The sequence below is a fragment of the Microvirga brassicacearum genome (assembly GCF_008757455.1).
In the GTDB taxonomy this organism is placed as follows: domain Bacteria; phylum Pseudomonadota; class Alphaproteobacteria; order Rhizobiales; family Beijerinckiaceae; genus Microvirga; species Microvirga brassicacearum.
The window spans coordinates 59,817-77,181 of record NZ_VCMV01000006.1 but is presented as its reverse complement, the minus strand read 5'-3'; the positions used below and the strand labels follow the sequence as shown (position 1 = coordinate 77,181).

Genomic DNA, 17,365 nt, shown 5'->3' with positions numbered 1-17,365 from the left:
ATGTAGGCATCATGTGATGCATATATTGGTGCCTGAGGGGTTATGCCATGCGAACCACAGTTGCCTTGGACGATACCTTGATCCAGAAGGCGCGCGCCCTCACCGGAGTCTCCGAGAATGCTTCTCTTTTGAGAGAAGCATTGAAAGCATTGATCGAACGGGAAAGCGCTCGCCGGCTGGCGCAGCTCGGAGGCACCGAGCCTGATCTCTCACCCATTCCGCGTCGCCGACCTGATCCGTCGTGATCCTCGTCGACACGTCCGTCTGGATTGACCATCTCAAAGCAGCCGATGATGGGCTGGCCGGGTTGTTGCAACGTGGGCGCATTCTCATTCATCCGTTCGTGCTTGGGGAAATCGCGCTCGGAAACCTCCGTCAACGCGCGCTGGTTCTAGATTCCCTCGCCGACCTGCCACGAGCCGTGCGGGCGAGCGACGAAGAAGTTCTCGGCTTCATCGAGACGGCGGGATTGTCGGGTTCTGGCGTAGGTTACGTCGATGCGCACCTTTTGGCCGCGACAAGGTTAACTGCTGGCGCATCATTCTGGACCCGGGACAAACGATTATCGCAAGTTTCTCTGGCTCTGGGCCTGTCAGCGCCGGCCCCATGACCCCGGGGCGGTGAGGATCGAACCCGCTGCCCTATTGCCGCCGCAGCCTTATCCCTATATGGCAACGCAACCAATTTCCGCCCGGTTCGAGCCAGGGGCGCGGGGGATTATCCGCCGCGAACCGGGCCGTTTTGCATTGAAAGCCCTGAAAGCCTCCCCATGAAGCTGCGCAACATCGCCATTATCGCCCACGTCGACCACGGCAAAACCACCCTCGTCGACAAGCTCCTCTCACAGTCGGGAAGCTTCCGCGAAAACCAGCGCGTGGAAGAGCGCGCGATGGATTCGAACGATCTCGAGAAGGAGCGCGGCATCACCATCTTGGCCAAGGCGACCTCGGTCGTCTGGAAGGATACCCGCATCAACATCGTCGATACCCCCGGCCACGCCGATTTCGGCGGCGAGGTGGAGCGTATCCTGAGCATGGTGGACGGCGCGATCGTGCTGGTGGACGCGGCCGAAGGCCCGATGCCGCAGACCAAGTTCGTGGTCTCGAAAGCCCTCAAGATCGGCCTCAAGCCCATTGTCGCCATCAACAAGATCGACCGGCCCGACGCCCGCCACGTGGAAGTGGTCAACGAGGTGTTCGATCTCTTCGCGGCGCTCGACGCCACCGACGAGCAGCTCGATTTCCCCATTCTCTACGGTTCGGGCCGCAATGGCTGGATGGCTGACGCGCCCGAAGGCCCGAGCGATCAGGGCCTGGGGCCTCTGTTCGACCTGGTGCTCAGGCATGTGCCGCCGGCCAAGACCGAAGAGGGCCCGTTCCGCATGCTCGGCACCCTGCTCGAGGCGAACCCGTTCCTGGGACGCATCGTCACGGGCCGCATCTCGTCGGGCTCGGTCAAGCCGAACCAGTCGATCAAGGTGATCGATCGCGAGGGCAAGCTCGTCGAGACCGGCCGTGTCTCGAAGATCCTGGCGTTCCGCGGTCTCGAGCGCCAGCCGATCGAGATCGGCGAGGCGGGCGACATCGTGTCCATCGCGGGTCTTGTCAAAGGCTCGGTGGCCGACACCTTCTGCGCGACCGAAAACGACATTCCGATCCAGGCCCAGCCGATCGATCCGCCGACCGTCACCATGTCGTTCCTCGTCAACGATTCGCCGCTTGCCGGCACCGAGGGCGACAAGGTCACGAGCCGCATGATCCGCGATCGCCTGTTCAAGGAAGGCGAGGGCAACGTCACGCTGAAGATCGAGGAGGCGACCGACAAGGATTCGTTCTTCGTCTCGGGACGTGGCGAATTGCAGCTCGCGATCCTGATCGAGACCATGCGCCGCGAAGGCTTCGAGCTTGCGGTGTCGCGTCCCCGCGTGGTGTTCACGAAGGACGAGGCCACCGGCGAATTGCTCGAGCCCATTGAGGAAGTCGTCATCGACGTGGACGAGGAATATTCGGGCGTCGTGGTGCAGAAGATGTCGGAGCGGCGCGCCGATATGCTGGAAATGCGTCCCTCCGGCGGCAATCGCCAGCGTCTGGTCTTCTACGCTCCCACCCGTGGCCTCATCGGCTACCAGGGCGAGTTGATGACCGATACGCGCGGCACCGCCATCATGAACCGGCTGTTCCACGCCTATGAGCCCTTCAAGGGCGAGATTGCCGGACGCCGCAACGGCGTGCTGATTTCGAACGACAGCGGCGAGGCGGTGGCCTATGCGCTCTGGAACCTCGAAGATCGCGGTCCGATGATGATCGAGCCGGGCTGGAAGGTCTATCAGGGCATGATCGTCGGCGAGCATAACCGCGAGAACGATCTCGAGGTGAACGTGCTGAAGGGCAAGAAGCTCACCAACATCCGCACCACCTCGAAGGATGAGGCGGTGCGTCTCACCCCGCCGATCCGTATGACGCTGGAAAAATCGCTGGCGTGGATTCAGGAAGATGAACTCGTCGAAGTGACGCCGAAATCGATCCGCATCCGCAAGACGGTCCTCGATCCGAACGAGCGCAAGCGCGCCGAGCGCTCCTCGAAGGAAACCGTCAGCGCATGACACTAAAAAGGCCTCCCTCGGGAGGCCTTTTTTTGATCCCTACCCTTCGGCCTTGTCGGGCTGCCCTTTCTTGCCCTGGGGTTTTCGCCCGTCCGACGCTTGCGGCGCGGTCATATCCTCGCCGGCAGCGTTCTCAGCGGCGCGTCCTTGCGGTGTCAGGCGCGGGGCCTCGATATCCTTATCGGTCGCCCGTTTGCGGCTTTTCTCATGCTGTGGCATCTGCGGTCCTCTATCCGCTAGTCGAATCGGTGCCGTCCGGCTCGCCGGCCTCGGGCAGGGCCCCTGCTCCGGGGGTCGAACTCTCGTTCGTCAGGTCTGGATGCGCGTGTGGGCCCGCCGCCGGCAGTTCCGGAGGCGGCGCCTTGTTGTCAGATTTCGGCACGGTGGCGGGATCCGGCTTCTTGGGAGATTGCGGGTCCTGCTGACTGTTATTGCCGTAGCTTGCATGGCCCATCGGGCTGCTCCTTCGCATTAGCCTCGTAACGGCGATCACCAATCGGGTCGCTGGCTAGGAGTGCTTCTTCCGGCTGTCGCGAGAGGCTCGTTCCGAGAGAGACAGGCCGCCCGCCACTTTGCGGTCTTCCGTCGTGCCGCGTGATCCCATTTGGTCCGAGTGGCCGCCGGATGAGCCGCCCAGGGCCGGGTTGCCGCGCCCGTGCGGTGTGCCAGCCGCTGCGCTGGCCCGCTCCGCGTCGGTGAGACCGCCGCCTTCCTGCCGGACGATCGCCGCCTGTTCGTCCGTCTGACGGCCGCCGTTGACGGCGGGGCCGTCGCTGCTGCCGACGCGGTTGTCGTTCTTCTTCGGCATGATCAATGCCTCTCCTTCTTGGAGGGCTTGTCGTCAGGCGACAGGCTCGCGTCGCTCAGATGCTTGGTGGTCTCGGGGGTCTGGGCCGCCGTGAGATCGTCATGACCTTCATCGCGATTGCCCGCACCGCCCTGAGATTGCCGATAAGCGTCAGCCTCGCCGCCGGGCTCGTTCCACGCCTTGCGCATGGTCGCATTGCCTTCGGGACCCGCGTCGCGATTGGGATCCGGCGGGCTCACATTGCCGCCGCGTTGCTGGTTGCGGATCTGATCCGCGCTCTGGTGCTTCAGCGAATGGGGTGCGTTTCTTTCCGCCATGGGAACTCCTTGCGAAATCTGCGAAATACGATCTGCAAGAAGAAACCGGCCGGGCGGAAGAAGGTTCTGGTTGAGCTTTCGTGAAACCGCTTCTAGTTCGGTGCGAAGCGTTTCATGAAATCCGGCAGCGGGCGGCCCACCGAGAGCAGGAAAGCCGCCATCGGCGCCACCACCTGCCGCACCGCCGGCCTCGCGCCTATGCGGTCGCGCCACAGGAGAAGGTTGGGCGTCGCATCCGTCATGCCCGCGCCCATGCGGGCGCCGAAGAGCTGCGCCATGTAGAAAGCGATATCGGCGAACGAATACGAGCCCGCCAGATAATCGGCTTTGCCGAGTCGCGTTTCCATCTCGTCGTAAAAGCGCGCCGATGCCTCACGACTCGCGACCGCGGCAGGATCGCCGGGCGAATCCTGCAGGCCCATCAGGCGAATGATGGGCGGGAAGTAAACCTCGTCCGACAGATGCTCGATCTGGCGCGCCCGCGCCCGGTTCTCGATGTCGTCGGGCCACAAAGCGGGCTCCGGCCGGAAGTCCTCGAGATATTCGAAAATCTGCGTCGAATCGAAGAGCTCGAGATCGCCATGCACCAGCACCGGCACCTGTCGCTTGGGATTGATGCGCGCAACCTCGGGATGTTTTGGCTCATAGAGGCGCGCCATGTCGAACGGCACCATCACGAGGTCGAAATCGACGCCTTTCTCGATCGCCGCGATCTGAGCCTTGGCGCCGAACATGCTCAAAGGGCCGGAATAGAGACGGAAACGGGCGGGGTTCTTGCTCATGGCGGCATCCTTCAAGTCCAACTGAAAAAGGCGGCCGAAGCCGCCCTTGACCGGTTCATCGTTCGACGGTCACAAGCCCTCGAAGAGCGCGCTGGTAATGTACCGTTCGGCGAAGGACGGCGCGACGGTGACGATGCGCTTTCCCTTGAATTCCGGGCGGCCGGCGATCTCGAGGGCCGCCGCCACATTGGCGCCCGTGGAGATTCCGCCGGGAATGCCCTCCAGTTTCGAGAGCTTGCGTGCGAGGTCGAAGGAGGTCTGGTTGCCGACCGTCACGACACCGTCGATGACGGAGCGGTCGAGCACGTCGGGCACGAAACCGGCACCGATTCCCTGGATCTTGTGCGCACCCGGCTGCCCGCCGGACAGAACCGGCGAATCCTCCGGCTCGACCGCGAAGATCTTCAGGTCCGGAAGGCGCGGCTTCAGCACCTGGCCGACGCCCGTGATGGTGCCGCCGGTCCCGACACCGGCCACGAACGCATCGAGCTTGCCATCGGTGTCGTTCCAGATTTCCTCCGCGGTCGTCTGGCGATGGATTTCCGGATTGGCCGGGTTCTTGAATTGCTGCGGCATCACCGAATTCGGGATCTCCTTGAGCAATTCCTCGGCGCGCGCGATGGCACCCTTCATGCCCATCGGGCCGGGCGTGAGTTCGAGTTGCGCCCCGAGGAAAGCCAGCATCTTGCGGCGCTCGAGGGACATGGTCTCGGGCATGACCAGGATCAGCCGATAGCCGCGCGCCGCCGCCACGAAGGCCAGTGCGATGCCCGTATTGCCGGAGGTCGGTTCGATCAGCGTGGTGCCGGATTTGATCGCGCCCGATGCTTCGAGCGCGTCGATCATGTTGACGCCGATCCGGTCCTTTACGCTGGCGATCGGGTTGAAGAACTCAAGCTTCACCAGAATTTCCGCATCGACGCCGTATTCCTTCGGCAACCGGTTGAGGCGCACCAGCGGCGTATTGCCGATGGTCTCGGTGATCGAGCCGTAGATCCGGCCTCGGCCGGGCTTGGAAACGGTATCAGCCATGGGTCTCTCCTGATATGCGGCCAGCAGGTTAATCTTTATAGCGAAGCTTGTCGATAATAAGAGTATTTCACAAATCAGATCGTGAAATCCGCGGCAGGCAAATCTTCGGTGGCGCCCGCGGCCTGCGCGCGCGTGCACAAATCCTCGACCGTGACACTGTCGAGTTCCGCCAGAAACGCCGCGATGCCGCGCTCGACGAGAGGTCCGACGACCAGTTGGGCGAGCCTGGACTCGGGAAGCGGCGAAGGTGTGTCGTCCGCTTCCGCCGTCATGGTGATCCGCACGATATCGGCGGCGGTGATGCGGCGACGCTCGCGGGCGAGTTCGTAACCGCCGCGCGGGCCTCTCACGCCTTTCAGAACCGAGTGATGTACCAGCGCCTGCAGGACAGGCTCCAGATGCCGCCGCGGCAGGTTGTGCCGCGCCGCCAGCGCCTTGGCCGAAACCGGCATGGGGCGGGCATAGAGCGCGATATCCGTCACGGCCGAGATGGCAAGGAGCGATCGGCGCGACAGGAAATTCATGTCCTGCCCTGCGTCAGACCGGTCGACCCGAAGCCCGATCCGGCGCGGGAGGTCTCGTCGACGGCCTCGACCGTGGCGATTTCGACCGTGGTGACTGGCGCCACCACCATCTGCGCTATGCGCATGCCGCGGGTGACGGTGAACGATTCGCTCCCGAAATTGACCAGGATCACCTGCACCTCGCCGCGATAATCCGCATCGACGGTGCCCGGCGTATTCAGCACCGTGATGCCGTGCTTGAGCGCGAGCCCGGAGCGCGGACGGATCTGGGCCTCGAATCCGGGCTCCAGTTGCAGGATGAGGCCGGTCGGCACCAGCGCGCGCTGCAAGGGCCGAAGCACCACATCTCCCGCATTCGCCGCGACCAGATCCATGCCCGCTGCCCCCGGGCTTTCATAGCGCGGCAGGGGCAGGTCCTGCGCATGGGCGAGGCGTTGGATGCGCAAAGTATGCGTCATGGACGGACCTCGATCATGCGCGCGAGATGCGCCATCAGTTTCTCGGCGACGTCCGCTTTCGACAAGGTCGGCCAGGTGTCGACCCCGGAGGCGGTGACGAGATGCACGGTGTTCCGATCCCCGCCCATCACGCCGTTTGCCGGCGAGACATCGTTGGCAACGATCAGATCGCAGCCCTTCCGGGCGAGCTTTTTCTGCGCGTTGTCGATCACGTTCTGCGTCTCGGCTGCAAAGCCCACGACCAATTGCGGGCGACCCGCATTGCGGTGGGCGATGGTTGCCAGAATGTCCGGGTTCTCCGCCAGCGAAAGGGCGGGCAAGGCGCCGCCGTTCTTCTTGATCTTCTGGGTTCCCGCATTGGCGACGCGCCAATCGGCAACGGCCGCGGCGAAAATGGCGATATCGGCCGGCAGCGCCTGCTCGACGGCCGCCAGCATGTCGCGGGCGCTTTCCACCTGCACCACCGCGACGCCGAAAGGATCGGGCAGGTTCACAGGGCCGGACACCAAAGTAACCCGAGCGCCGGCGGCGGCAGCCGCACGGGCGATGGCGTGGCCCTGCTTGCCCGACGAACGATTGGCGATGTAGCGCACCGGATCGATGGGTTCATGGGTGGGCCCGGACGTGATCAGCACGTGCCGGCCGACAAGCGGGCCACCGGCCGCCAGCAACCCTTCGACCGCATCGGCGATTTCCAGCGGTTCCGCCATGCGGCCGAAACCGAACTCGGCCTCGGCCATCGCCCCCTCATTGGGGCCTACCAGATGAATGCCGTCGCCTGTGAGCGTCGCGAGATTGCGCCGGCTCGCCGCATGCTGCCACATGCGCACGTTCATGGCAGGCGCGATCAGGATCGGCAGGGTGGTGGCGAGAAGGACGGTGGTGGCAAGATCATCCGCGTGACCGCCCGCCATGCGCGCCATCAGGTTGGCGGTGGCCGGCGCGACGACGATCATGTCCGCATCGCGCGCGAGCCGGATATGGCCGATATCGGCCTCGTCCTCGCGGTCGAACAGGTCCGTGTGGCTGCGCTGGCCCGACAGGGCCGATGCGGCGAGCGGGGTGACGAATTCCTGCGCGCCGGCGGTCAGGATGCAGCGCACCGAGGCGCCGCGCTCACGCAGGCGCCGGATCAGGTCGAGGGATTTGTAGGCGGCGATCCCCCCGCCGATGACGAGAAGGATCCGTTTGCCCGACAACGCCATCGTCAGAAACCTCCGAACGCAATGATCATCAGCGACAGCGCGATGATCCACAAGGCTGCCGTGCTCCAGCGATTGCCGCGAGACTCTGCGCGCCCGATGGCCGAGACGCTGTCGCGGTCGAGCGCGACGCCCTCTGCCGCCAGATCCTCGAACCGGCCGAGAAGGCGCTTGGTCCGAAGCGCCATGTCGGGGAGATCGGTGGCAAGGGTCGCCAGCGTCCACAAGCCCTTGCCTGCCTCTTCGACACGGCCGATGGGGCCGAGATGGCGCTCCATCCACTCGCGCACCACCGGCTCGGAGGTGGTCCACATGTCGAGCCTGGGGTCGAGATTGCGCGCCACGCCTTCGACCACCACCATGGTCTTCTGCAGCATGACCAGTTCGATGCGGGTCGCCATGTCGAACAGGGACGTGATCTCGAACAGGAGTGTCAGCAGCTTCGCCATCGAGATTTCATCGGCGCGGCGATCGTGGATCGGCTCGCCGATGGCGCGGATGGCCTGGGCGAAATCCTCCACCGAATGATGCGGCGGCACGTAGCCGGCCTCGAAATGCACGCGCGCGACGCGCAGGTAATCGCGCTGGATGAAGCCCAGGAGGATCTCGGCGAGAAACCGCCGCTCCTTCATGCCGAGCCGCCCCATGATGCCGAAATCGACCGCCACCAGCCGGCCGAGATCGTCCACGAACAGATTGCCCGGATGCATGTCCGCATGGAAGAAGCCGTCGCGGATCGCATGACGCAGGAAGGATTGGATCACCGTTCGACCCAGCGCCACCCGATCCAATCCCGCTGCTTCGATGGCCGCGATGTCGTTCAGCCGGATGCCGTCGATCCACGTGATGGTCAGCACGTCGCGCGCAGTCAGGTCCCATTCGGGTTTGGGCACGCGGAAATCGGAGTCGTCGCAGGTGTTTTGCGCCAGCTCGGAAACGGCCGCGGCCTCGAGGCGCAAATCCATCTCGACCGAGACCGAGCGTGCAAGCGCATCCACGATTTCGACCGGCTTCAGGCGCCGTGCATCGGGCACCCACCGCTCGAACAGGCGGGCTGCGGCGCGCATGGCCTGCAGATCGCGCGCGAAGCCTTCGCGAACGCCGGGGCGAACGACTTTCACCGCGACCGTCAGGTCGCCATCAGCGGTACGGATGCGGGCCTTGTGCACCTGTGCGATGGAGGCGGCGGCGATCGGCTCGCTGAACTCAAGAAAGATATCGTCGAGGGGCCGGCCGAGCGCGCTCTCGACCGTGCGCACGGCCTGTTCGCGCGGGAACGGCGCCATGCGATCCTGCAGCAGCTCGAGATCGAGTGCCGCCGCGGCGCCCACGATATCGGGGCGCGTTGCGAGGAACTGGCCGAATTTCACGTAGGACGGACCGAGACGGGTCAGCGCAGCCGAAAGCCGCGCCGCCCCATCGCCCGCGCCGCGCCGCTCGATGATCCGGGCCAGGCGCAATCCCAGCCGCGCCGAAGGGGGCAGGGCGCTGGGGTCGATCAGCGCCAAGGCGCCTTCCCGTGCGAGAACGAAGCCGGCGCGTGCGTTGCGGGCAAGGTGGACGAGGCTGCCGATCACGTCAGATCTTCCAGCCGGAATGGATGTTGACGACGCCTGCCGTCAATGGACGATGCGTGACCCGTTTGAATCCGGCTTCCTCGATCATCCGCGCGAACACGGCGGGTGTTGGAAAGCGACGGATCGACTCGACGAGATACTGGTAGGATTCCGCATCCCCGGTGACCATCTGGCCAAGCTTCGGGATGACGTTGAACGAATAGGCGTCGTAGATCTTGTCGAGCAGCGGAACATCGACCTTGGAGAATTCAAGGCACAGGAATCGTCCGCCCGGCTTCAGAACCCGATGCGCCTCGCGCAAGGCCGCCTCGATGCGCGGCACATTCCGGATGCCGAACGCGATCGTGTAGGCATCGTAGGCCTTCGCTTCGAGCGGCAACTCCTCGGCATTCGCCTCGACGAAATCGATCCGGCCGGCATAACGCTCGCCGGCGCGCTCCTGCCCCACTTTCAGCATCTCGCCGTTGATATCGAGCACGGTCACACGAGTCTGCGGGCCTCCGGCATCGAGGATGCGAAACGCCACGTCGCCGGTGCCGCCGGCCACGTCGAGATGGCGAAACGGCCGGTCGCGGGGTGGCCGAACGGCGGTGACGAGGGTGCTTTTCCATAAGCGGTGCAGGCCCGCCGACATCAGATCGTTCATGAGATCGTAGCGGCCGGCGACGGAGTGGAAGACCTCGTTGACCTTGCGCTGCTTCTCGTCGAGCGGCACGGACTGGAACCCGAAATGGGTCTTCTCGTCGGTCATGGTCGTCACGCCTCACCTCAAAACCTGTGAGGCGATCCATAGCGGAAGCGCGCCCGAAACGCTATGTGAAGGCCGTCCTGAACCGCAGAGATGGTTGATGCCAGAGCTACCCGAAGTCGAAACCGTCCGAAGGGGCCTCGAACCCGCCATGGTGGGCGCCCGGTTCAAGAGCGTGGCCCAGCGCCGGCCGGACCTGCGCTTTCCTTTTCCCGAGCGGTTCGCCGAGCGATTGAACGGGCAGGAGATCACGGCTTTGGGGCGCCGGGCCAAGTATCTGCTGGCCGATCTGTCCTCCGGCGAGGTGCTGGTGATGCATCTCGGCATGTCGGGTCGCTTCCTGGTCGTGCAAGGCGGCGCGGAGATCCGACCGGGCGAGTTCCATTTCGATCCGGCACTCGGCGCGCATGACCATGTGGTGTTCGGCCTCTCGAACGGCGCGACGGTCACCTACAACGATGCCCGCCGCTTCGGCTTCATGGATCTGGTGCCCCGGTCGGACATCGAAACCTGTCGGCATTTCAAAGGCATGGGCATCGAGCCGCTGGGCAACGAATTGTCCGGCGAGACCATCGCGCGGCTTTTTGCCGGCAAGCGCACGCCGCTCAAGGCCGCGCTCCTCGACCAGAGGCTGATCGCCGGCCTGGGCAATATCTACGTCTCGGAGGCGCTCTTTCGCACTGGTCTGCACCCGGAGGCCGCCGCCGGCTCGCTTGTCACCGCGACTGGCCGGCCGAGCGAGAAGGCCCACCGGCTCGCCGATGTCATCCGCGACGTGCTGAACGAGGCGGTGATCGCCGGTGGGTCGACGTTGCGCGATCATGCGCAGGTCGACGGCACGCTCGGCTATTTCCAGCATCGCTTCCGAGTCTATGACCGTGAGGGCGAGGCTTGCGTGACGCCGGATTGCAGGGGCGTCGTTCAGCGCCTGGTGCAATCGGGCCGCTCGACCTTCTATTGCCCGAAATGCCAGCGACCGAGGATCAAAAGAAAATCAGCGTCGTGAGCAGGAAGACCGGCAGCAGGATCGTGCTCGACCACATGAGATAGCCGAAGAAGCTCGGCATCCTGACGCCGCCCCCGCGGGCAATGGCGTAGACCATGAAGTTCGGCGCGTTGCCGATATACGAGTTCGCACCCATGAACACCGCGCCGGCGGAGACGGCCGTCAGCGTGACGGCGCCCGCCCTCATCAGGTGCTGCGGATCGCCGCCGGCGAGCTCGAAGAACACCAGATAGGTCGGTGCATTGTCGAGGAACGACGACAGCCCCCCGGCGAGCCAGAAATAGGCGGCATTGTTGGGGCTGCCATCGGCGTGCGACACCAGCGCGACCAGTGGGGCGAAAACACCGTCGGAGCCGGCCCTCAGCATGGCGAGCACGGGAATGATGGTGATGAAGATGCCGGCGAAGAGCTTCGCCACCTCCTGGATAGGCCCCCACGAAAAGCCGTTTTCGAGGCGGTAGCGCTTAGGCGTCCGCGCGAGCGATGTGAGCGCCACCGCAATCATGACGAGATCGCGCAAGACGTTGGCGAGTTCCACATCGCTGCCGAGCACGGCAATGCGACCGAGATCGACGGTGGCACTCATCAGGATGGCGCCGATGATGATCGCCAGTAGCGGAAAGTTGATGCCGCCGGCGACGCTGACCTCGGTGTCCGGCGTCGGATCCGGCCTCGAGACGCCCTCCTTCCGGTAGATCACCCAATCCAGCAGAAAGAAGGTCGCCAGCAGAACGCCGCTGACGAACAGCGTCTCCCGCCACAGGTTCTGCGTCGTCCAGAAGAAATCGACACCGCGCAGAAACCCGAGGAAGAGCGGCGGATCGCCGAGCGGGGTGAGGGAGCCGCCGATATTCGAGACGAGAAAGATGAAGAACACGATCACGTGCACGTTGTGCCGACGATTGTCGTTGGCGCGCATGACAGGCCGGATCATCACCATGGAGGCGCCGGTGGTGCCGATCAGGCTGGCGAGGAGGGTTCCAAGAGCCAGAAGCGCCGTGTTGGCGACCGGGGCGCCGTGGATGTTGCCGCGAACCACGATGCCGCCCGCAACGGTGAACAAGGCAAGGAGCAGCAGGATGAACGGGATGTATTCCAGAAGCGCCGTGTGAACGAGGGCGTGCAACGCGGTCGATGGGCCGAGGATCAGCGCCATCGGCACGAGGACGAGGAGACCCCAGGCGGCGGCGATCTTGCCCTGGTGATGCTCCCAGGTGTGAGTCGCCAGCAAGGGCAGCAAGGCAATCGACAGAAGGATGCCGATGAAGGGCAGCGCCCAGAGGAAGCCGAGGGCGCGGCCATCAAGCTCCAACGCCATCGCGGCGCTCGGCAGCGCCGTGAGCAAGATCGCAAGCCCGAGGCTTGACGCGCGCTGGCGGGTCGTTTGACGCATGTATCCCCCGTCGTCCCCGGATTTCCGGTCCTTGATTGCCTCGGGTTCTAGGCGAATGACCGCCAAGCCGCAACGCCGGGCGTTAACGGACTGTTCACCATGATCCACACAAGGTAAACAGGGTTGCAAAAGCCGACAGGCGCCGCGTGAGAGCGCTCCGGGGGTCATCGCGAATGTGCCGCTTTCTTGCCTATCGGGGAGAGCCGATTTTCCTGACGGATCTCGTCTGCGCGCCCTCCCACTCGCTCGTCCACCAATCGCTCCACGCCGCCGAGGCCAAGACCGAGACCAATGGCGACGGCTTCGGCATCGGCTGGTATGGCGAGCGCCAGGTCCCCGGCACCTATCGCGAGGTCCGGCCGGCCTGGTCGGACGAAAACTTGCGCTCCTTGTGCGACCAGGTCCGCTCCGGCCTGTTCTTTGCCCATGTGCGTGCCTCGACCGGCACCGCCACCACCCGCGCCAATTGCCACCCCTTCGCGCATGGCCGTCATCTTTTCATGCATAACGGCCAGATCGGCGGCTATTCCCGCATCAAGCGCCGGATCGAAGCGCTGATCCCGGACGATCTCTATGAGACCCGCCACGGCACCACCGATTCGGAAGCGATCTTTCTTCTGGCGATCGCCAACGGGCTTGCGACGGACCCGGTAGATGCGATGGCGCGGACGCTGAAGCAGGTGCGCGTGCTCATGGTCGAGGCCGGTATCGCCGAGGCCCTCAAATTCACCGCCGCGGTGACCGATGGCGAGAACCTGTGGGCCTATCGCTGGTCCTGCGACGGCAACCCGCCGACGCTCTATTTCCGGGAGGCCGGGGGAAACCTGCTGGTGGTCTCCGAACCCATCGACGACAAGACGAAAGGCTGGCGCGAGGTGCCCAAAGGCTGCGGCCTCGTCGCGCGGGCCGGCAGCGAAACCCGGGTCCAGTGCCTCAACGAGGCGATGGCGCAACTGGCGGCATAACCCCCGTCATTCCGGGGCGCGAAGCGAACCCGGAACCCATATTCCAGAACCTCACCGGAATTATTGCCCCAAAAAGTCGCGCCTAATGCGGCGACGTGAGCGATTATGGGTTCCGGGTTCCGCTGCGCGGCCCCGAAATGACGAGGGCGGTCAGTCGTCCAATTCCGGATACCGCCGGAAGATGCCTTCCTGGTTGAACGGGATGCGGCGGTCGCTCGCGAGATAGGCCTTGATCCGCGGCCGCTCGGCAATCGCCGCATGGAGTGCCGTCACCAGGGGCGTTTTCTTCAAAGCCGCCGCCGCGGTCTTGGGGAAGGCATAGGCCAGGCCCTCGACGATCTGAAACAGCGACAGATCGGCGTAGGTCAGGTCGGCGCCGACGAGATGGTCGCTGCCCGACGGATTGCGGTCGAGAATATCCTCGAACCACCCCAGAAATTTCGGAATCCGGTTCTGGCGGAAATCCTCCGCGCGGCGAAGCGACTCCTCCTTCTGGTCCTCGTAATAGAGGCTGGAGCCGACCGGGTGGTGGGTGTCGTGCGCCTCGTTGACGAAATCCGCGATCGTGAGTTGGATCTGGTGCGTCCAGAGCCCACCCGCCGGATCCTTCGGCGCGAGGCCGTGCTGCGCTCCGAGGTAGAGCAGGATCGCGGCCGTCTGGCCGATGAGGCGGCCGTCGGCGCGCAAGAACGGCGGCGCGAAGGGCGGCGTCTCCGCGTCCTTCATCAACCGCATCATGGCTCGTGTACCCCCGGGGCCGCGCGCCACATCGACATAATCGGCAGCCGCTTCCTCAAGCGTCAGACGGACGAATTCGCCGCGCCCTTGAATCGTCGGCCAGTAGTAGAGTTCGTACATCATCGGCAGTTCTCCGCGTGCGGGGAGATGAACGCTCCTGCGCGCGAGGAGGTTCGGTGTCTCAATGCGCCTCGTCCCAGTTCTGCGCCGCGCGCGCATCCACGCCGAGCGGAACTTTCAAAGCTACGGCGGGGAACGGTGCGTCCGTCATCACGCGCGCAATCACCGGCAGCGTCGCGGCGATCTCGTCGTCCGGCGCCTCGAACACCAGTTCGTCGTGCACTTGCAGCAGCATCTTGGCGGAGAGGCGCTCGGCCTTCAAGGCTCCTTCCATGCGGGCCATGGCGCGGCGGATGATGTCGGCTGCGGTGCCTTGAATCGGCGCATTGATGGCCTGTCGCTCCACGCCCGCGCGTTCGTTGGGATTGCCCGACTTGATCTGCGGATAATGGCAGACGCGGCCGAACAGGGTCGTCACATAGCCATTTTCCCGCGTCATCTTCTTGATGTCGTCCATATAGGCGCGGATGCCGGGGAAGCGCTCGAAATACTGCTTGATGAAGGTTGCGGCCTCCCCATGCGGAATGCTGAGACGTTGCGCCAGCCCAAACGCCGATATGCCGTAGATGATGCCGAAATTGATAGTCTTGGCCTGACGACGCAGGTCCGGATTCATCTGATCGAGGGCGACGCCGAACATGGCCGACGCGGTGGCGGCGTGAATGTCGATGCCTTGCGCGAACGCCTCCTGCAATTGCGGGATGTCCGCGATGTGCGCGAGGATGCGCAATTCGATCTGGCTGTAATCCGCCGAGATGATCTTCGATCCCTCCGGCGCCACGAAGGCGCGACGGATCTTGCGGCCGGCCTCGGTGCGGATCGGGATGTTCTGCAGATTGGGCTCGGACGACGAGAGGCGTCCCGTCGTGGTCGAGGCGAGCGCATAGGACGTGTGCACCCGCTTCGATTGCGGGTGCATGTGCTGCTGCAGCGAGTCGGTGTAGGTCGATTTCAGCTTCGAGAGCTGCCGCCATTCGAGAATTTTCTCGGGCAGCAGATGCCCCGCCTGCGCCAGCTCGTCCAGCAACGTGGCGGGGGTCGCCCATTGGCCCGACGGCGTTTTCTTTGCACCCGGCAACCCCATCTTGCCGAACAGGATATCGCCGATCTGTTTCGGCGATCCGAGATTGAACTTTTCGCCCGCGATCTCCTGGATCTCATCTTCCAGCCGCGCCAGCGATTGGGCGAAATCGCCTGAAAGTCGACTCAGGATCTGGCGGTCGACCGAGATGCCGCGCATTTCCATCCGGCCGATCACGTCCACCAGCGGGCGCTCGAGCGTTTCATAGACGGTTGCGCGCCCTTCCGCCGGCAGGCGAGGCTTCAGCACCTGCCACAGGCGCAAGGTGACGTCCGCGTCTTCCGCCGCATAGGCGGTCGCCTTGTCGAGTTCGACGCGCTCGAACGACACCTTGCCCTTGCCGGTGCCCGCGACTTCGGCCCACGTCATCGGCGAATGACCGAGATGGCGTCTGGCCAACTCGTCCATGCCGTGCGGACCCTTGCCGGCATCGAGCACGTAGGAGATCAGCATCGTGTCGTCGAAGGGGCGCACCTCGATGCCGTGGCGGCACAGGATCACCCAGTCGTATTTGATATCCTGGCCGATCTTGAGAACCGACGGATCCTCGAGCAATGGCTTGAGAACCGCCAGCGCGTCGGCGAGCGGGATCTGCCCCGGCAGCATGCCGCCGCCGAACAGATCCGAATCGCCGCGATGTTGAAGCGGCACGTAGCCGGCCCGTCCGGGCTTGAGGGCGAGCGCAATCCCCACGAGATCGGCAAGGTTCGGATCGAGCGCGCTGGTGGCGGTGTCGAGCGCCACGTAACCTTGCTCGCGCGCCTGCGCGACCCAGCTCTTGAGCACCTCGATATCCATGATCGTCTCATAAGAGGCGGTATCGAACCCCTGTGACGACGCATGGGTGGCACGCTGCGCCGCGAGCTGCGACGGCGTGCCGACAAACCCGTTCGGTCCGGCCTCGCCGCTTACCGGCGCGGCAGGACTGGATCCTTCCGCTGCCGTGTCGGTCGCGCCGAGACGCTCCCATCTGATCGAGGCGCCGCCGGGCATCAGCCGCGGGTCTGGCTCGATGGCGGCGAGATCGACCTCGTAGAGGTCGGCGACGCGGCGGGTGATGGTGTTGAACTCCATCGCCTTCAGGAACGCGATGAGGGATTTTGCATCGAGGTCGGGAACCGGCAACGCATCGAGCGGCACCGGCAGCGGGGCCTCGCAATCGAGCGTCACGAGTTTTTTCGAGAGCCGCGCCATGTCCGCATTGGCAATCAGGGTCTCGCGCCGTTTCGGCTGCTTGATTTCGTCGGCGCGGGCGAGCAGCGTTTCGAGGTCGCCGAATTCCTTGATGAGCTGGGCGGCGGTCTTCAGGCCGATGCCGGGCACCCCCGGCACGTTGTCCGAGGAATCGCCCATGAGCGCCAGCAGGTCGCCGATCTTCTCCGGCGGAAGTCCTTCCCATTTTTCCGTGACGGCAGCCTCGTCGAGGTTGCGCTCCGCGCGGTAGCCGGGCTTTCCCTTCGCGCCCGATTCAAAATCGTAGAAGCACACGAGCGGGCCGACGAGCTGCATCAGGTCCTTGTCGGATGAGATGATCAGCACGTTGGCGCCGCGCGCCTTGGCCTCCTGCGTGTAGGTGGCGATCAGGTCGTCGGCCTCGTACCGTTCCAGTTCGATGGGATCGAGCCCGAAAGCGCGGATCGCCTCGCGCATGAGCGGCATCTGCACGATCAGATCGCTCGGCGGGTCGGGGCGGTGGCCCTTGTAATCCTCATAGAGCTCCTTGCGGAAAGAGCCCTCGGATTTGTCGAGAACGATCGCGAGGTGGGTTGGTTTCAGCCCTGCCGCGCCATCGCGTATGAATTGCAGCAGCTTGGTGACGAACAGGCGCACGGCGCCGGTCGGCATGCCGTCCGAAATCCGGGTGTTGTACTTCGAATCCTGGTTCATGGACTGGAAGTAGGCCCGGAAGATGAAGGATGAGCCGTCGACCAGGAAGACCTGGTCGCCGGCAGCGACGGGACGGGATGAAGCCATGGGTCTCGTTCGTAAGGAGGCGTGTGTCCCCACAGATA

The 17,365-nt window shown here is 64.4% G+C and carries 19 protein-coding genes; 5 read left to right on the top strand and 14 right to left on the bottom strand.

The features are described from left to right. The first annotated feature begins 47 nt into the window (after positions 1–47). The 3 genes from FEZ63_RS05095 to typA all read left to right on the top strand — a co-directional run bounded on the left by FEZ63_RS05095 (position 48) and on the right by typA (position 2,602). The gene (locus tag FEZ63_RS05095) at positions 48–245 is read left to right on the top strand and encodes a type II toxin-antitoxin system VapB family antitoxin (RefSeq protein WP_150942556.1); all 198 of its coding nucleotides are present in this window, start codon (positions 48–50) and stop codon (positions 243–245) included. After that, positions 242–610: a type II toxin-antitoxin system VapC family toxin gene (locus FEZ63_RS05090; protein ID WP_150942555.1), complete on the top strand. Its 369-nt coding sequence runs from the start codon at positions 242–244 to the stop codon at positions 608–610. Before FEZ63_RS05095 ends, FEZ63_RS05090 begins: the two co-directional genes overlap by 4 nt. A 159-nt stretch (positions 611–769) precedes the next feature. Beyond that, positions 770–2,602 carry a translational GTPase TypA gene (gene typA / locus FEZ63_RS05085; RefSeq protein WP_150942554.1) on the top strand — a complete coding sequence of 611 codons (1,833 nt, stop codon included), beginning with the start codon at positions 770–772 and terminating at the stop codon, positions 2,600–2,602. Positions 2,603–2,641: 39 nt separating this feature from the next. On the opposite strand, the gene FEZ63_RS05080 is transcribed toward typA, so the two are convergent. The 11 genes from FEZ63_RS05080 to ubiE all read right to left on the bottom strand — a co-directional run bounded on the left by FEZ63_RS05080 (position 2,642) and on the right by ubiE (position 10,053). After that, the gene (locus tag FEZ63_RS05080; RefSeq protein ID WP_150942553.1) at positions 2,642–2,821 is read right to left on the bottom strand and encodes a hypothetical protein; all 180 of its coding nucleotides are present in this window, start codon (positions 2,819–2,821) and stop codon (positions 2,642–2,644) included. Between the two features lie 10 nt (positions 2,822–2,831). Next, positions 2,832–3,056, bottom strand: coding sequence for a hypothetical protein (locus FEZ63_RS05075; protein WP_150942552.1), 225 nt, complete (start codon positions 3,054–3,056; stop codon positions 2,832–2,834). Between the two features lie 54 nt (positions 3,057–3,110). Further along, on the bottom strand, positions 3,111–3,410 hold the full coding sequence (locus FEZ63_RS05070) for a hypothetical protein (protein WP_150942551.1): 300 nt from the start codon (positions 3,408–3,410) through the stop codon (positions 3,111–3,113). Between the two features lie 2 nt (positions 3,411–3,412). After that, positions 3,413–3,727: a hypothetical protein gene (locus FEZ63_RS05065; protein ID WP_150942550.1), complete on the bottom strand. Its 315-nt coding sequence runs from the start codon at positions 3,725–3,727 to the stop codon at positions 3,413–3,415. 92 nt (positions 3,728–3,819) lie between these two features. Beyond that, positions 3,820–4,509 carry a glutathione S-transferase family protein gene (locus FEZ63_RS05060; RefSeq protein WP_150942549.1) on the bottom strand — a complete coding sequence of 230 codons (690 nt, stop codon included), beginning with the start codon at positions 4,507–4,509 and terminating at the stop codon, positions 3,820–3,822. 69 nt (positions 4,510–4,578) lie between these two features. Beyond that, a complete protein-coding gene (cysK, locus tag FEZ63_RS05055; RefSeq protein WP_150942548.1) occupies positions 4,579–5,541 on the bottom strand; it encodes a cysteine synthase A in 963 nt (320 codons plus the stop codon). Between the two features lie 74 nt (positions 5,542–5,615). After that, a complete protein-coding gene (locus FEZ63_RS05050; RefSeq protein WP_150942547.1) occupies positions 5,616–6,065 on the bottom strand; it encodes an RrF2 family transcriptional regulator in 450 nt (149 codons plus the stop codon). Beyond that, the gene (gene dut / locus FEZ63_RS05045) at positions 6,062–6,523 is read right to left on the bottom strand and encodes a dUTP diphosphatase (protein WP_150942546.1); all 462 of its coding nucleotides are present in this window, start codon (positions 6,521–6,523) and stop codon (positions 6,062–6,064) included. The genes FEZ63_RS05050 and dut overlap by 4 nt, the downstream gene beginning before the upstream one ends. Next, on the bottom strand, positions 6,520–7,728 hold the full coding sequence (coaBC, locus tag FEZ63_RS05040; RefSeq protein WP_201274090.1) for a bifunctional phosphopantothenoylcysteine decarboxylase/phosphopantothenate--cysteine ligase CoaBC: 1,209 nt from the start codon (positions 7,726–7,728) through the stop codon (positions 6,520–6,522). The genes dut and coaBC overlap by 4 nt, the downstream gene beginning before the upstream one ends. Positions 7,729–7,730: 2 nt before the next feature. Further along, positions 7,731–9,302: a 2-polyprenylphenol 6-hydroxylase gene (gene ubiB / locus FEZ63_RS05035; RefSeq protein WP_150942545.1), complete on the bottom strand. Its 1,572-nt coding sequence runs from the start codon at positions 9,300–9,302 to the stop codon at positions 7,731–7,733. Position 9,303: 1 nt separating this feature from the next. After that, a complete protein-coding gene (gene ubiE, locus FEZ63_RS05030) occupies positions 9,304–10,053 on the bottom strand; it encodes a bifunctional demethylmenaquinone methyltransferase/2-methoxy-6-polyprenyl-1,4-benzoquinol methylase UbiE (protein WP_150942673.1) in 750 nt (249 codons plus the stop codon). Positions 10,054–10,150: 97 nt separating this feature from the next. Between ubiE and mutM the strand changes: the two genes are divergently transcribed. After that, positions 10,151–11,056: a bifunctional DNA-formamidopyrimidine glycosylase/DNA-(apurinic or apyrimidinic site) lyase gene (mutM, locus tag FEZ63_RS05025; protein WP_150942544.1), complete on the top strand. Its 906-nt coding sequence runs from the start codon at positions 10,151–10,153 to the stop codon at positions 11,054–11,056. Here the strand turns inward: mutM and FEZ63_RS05020 are convergent. After that, entirely contained in the window at positions 11,034–12,449 is a 1,416-nt protein-coding gene (locus tag FEZ63_RS05020; protein ID WP_150942543.1) for a sodium:proton antiporter, read from the bottom strand. The two genes, mutM and FEZ63_RS05020, sit on opposite strands and share 23 nt — an antisense overlap. 173 nt (positions 12,450–12,622) lie before the next feature. On the opposite strand from FEZ63_RS05020, the gene FEZ63_RS05015 reads away from it, so the two are divergent. After that, positions 12,623–13,414, top strand: coding sequence for a class II glutamine amidotransferase (locus FEZ63_RS05015; protein ID WP_150942542.1), 792 nt, complete (start codon positions 12,623–12,625; stop codon positions 13,412–13,414). A gap of 150 nt (positions 13,415–13,564) precedes the next feature. Here the strand turns inward: FEZ63_RS05015 and FEZ63_RS05010 are convergent, their stop codons facing one another. Continuing rightward, on the bottom strand, positions 13,565–14,275 hold the full coding sequence (locus FEZ63_RS05010; protein WP_150942541.1) for a glutathione S-transferase: 711 nt from the start codon (positions 14,273–14,275) through the stop codon (positions 13,565–13,567). 58 nt (positions 14,276–14,333) lie between these two features. Further along, a complete protein-coding gene (polA, locus tag FEZ63_RS05005; protein WP_150942540.1) occupies positions 14,334–17,327 on the bottom strand; it encodes a DNA polymerase I in 2,994 nt (997 codons plus the stop codon). Positions 17,328–17,365: the final 38 nt, after the last annotated feature.